This window comes from Streptomyces sp. SBT349 (assembly GCF_001083795.1).
GTDB lineage: Bacteria > Actinomycetota > Actinomycetes > Streptomycetales > Streptomycetaceae > Streptomyces.
Genome location: NZ_LAVK01000656.1, coordinates 1 through 1491 on the forward strand (window position 1 = coordinate 1; position 1491 = coordinate 1491).

General features: G+C 75.5%; 2 protein-coding genes. One reads left to right on the forward strand and one right to left on the reverse strand.

Translation table 11 applies throughout. The features are described from left to right. The coding region (locus ADY01_RS35560) for a serine/threonine-protein kinase (protein WP_049581016.1) at nt 1-918 on the reverse strand (918 nt) is incomplete at its 3' end. 80 nt (nt 919-998) lie between these two features. Here ADY01_RS35560 and ADY01_RS35565 point away from each other — a divergent pair. Beyond that, nucleotides 999-1491 (forward strand): DUF1990 family protein (locus ADY01_RS35565; RefSeq protein ID WP_049581015.1); only part of this gene is annotated, 493 nt, incomplete at its 3' end.

Genomic DNA, 1491 nt, shown 5'->3' on the forward strand with positions numbered 1-1491 from the left:
GGTCGGTGGGCGGGCGTGGAGGCGCTGGGTGACCTCGGCGGCGAGCGGGGCCGGGAGCCAGCTGTCGCGGCGCTGGAGCGTCTGGCCGGGGGAGAGCGCGCGGCAGGCGTCGATCACCTGGGCCGGGGTCGGCCTGGCGGCCGGGTCCTTGGCCAGGCAGGCCGCGATCAGGCCCCGCAACGCCTCGGGCGCCGCCGCCAGATCCGGCTCCTCCTGCACGATGCGGTACATCACCGCGTGCGCCGCGCCCTCGCCGAACGGGTGGCCCCCCGTCGCCGCGTAGTGCGTCACGATCCCCAGCGCGAAGACGTCCGTCCCCGGCGTCGCCGACGTCCCGGTGATCTGCTCGGGGGCCATGTACGAGGGCGTGCCCACCCGGACGTCGGTGCCGGTCAGCGCCGTGACGTCGGCTGCCCTGGCGATGCCGAAGTCGATCACCTTCGGCCCGTCGGACGCCAGCAGCACGTTGCCCGGCTTGAGGTCGCGGTGGATGATGCCCGCCGCGTGGATGGACTGGAGCGCCTCCGCGACGCCGCCGACGAGCAGCAGCACCGTCTCGGCGGGCAGCGGCCCGTGCGAGCGCACCACCTCGGAGAGCGAGAGCCCGGGAACGAACGCCGTGGCCAGCCAGGGCGCCGCGCCCTCGGTGTTGCTGTCGAGCACCGGCACGGTGTAGATGCCCTGCGCCCGGCGCGCCGCGCGCACTTCGAGCTCGAACCTCCGCCGGAACTCCGGGTCCTCGGCGAACTCGCTGCGCACCACCTTCACCGCCACCGGCTGACCGCCGCGCGTATAAGAGAGGTACACGCTGCCCATGCCGCCGGAGCCGAGCCGGGCCTGGAGGCGGTATCCCGCCACCTCGCGCGGGTCACCGGGACCGAGTGGTGTGAACTGCGAAGGTGTCCCGTGCGGGCTCATGCGTCCTTCCCCCCTGGGTTACGCGGACGGCGTGAGGTGCATCGTAGGACGCGGCCGGGAACGGCAGAACAGGGGCTCCGATGAACGCGGACGACCACGGCACCGGCCACGGCGCCGACCACGGCACCGCCGGATTCACCTACCGCGACGTCGGCGCGACGCGGCGGCCGGAGGATCTGCCGCCGCCGGGCTACCGGCTGATGCGGCTGCGGAAGCGGGTCGGGCGGGGCGACGCCGACCTGGCGGCGGCCGGGGACGCGGTGGTGCGGTGGCGGATGCACCGCGCCGCCGGGCTCAGGGTGGAGGCGGAGGAGGCGGAGGCCGCCCCCGGCGTGGCGGTGCGGGTCGGGTTCGGCCTGGGCCCGCTGCGGCTGTGGGCGCCGTGCCGCGTCGTGTGGACGGTGCGGGAGGACGGCCGCGTCGGCTTCGGCTACGGGACCCTGCCCGGCCACCCCGTCCGGGGCGAGGAGGCGTTCCTGGTCGAACGGGCGGCGGACGGAACGGTGTGGCTGACGGTCACCGCGTTCAGCAGGACGCTGGTCGCGGTACATGCGGGTGGCGGTGCCGCGGCTG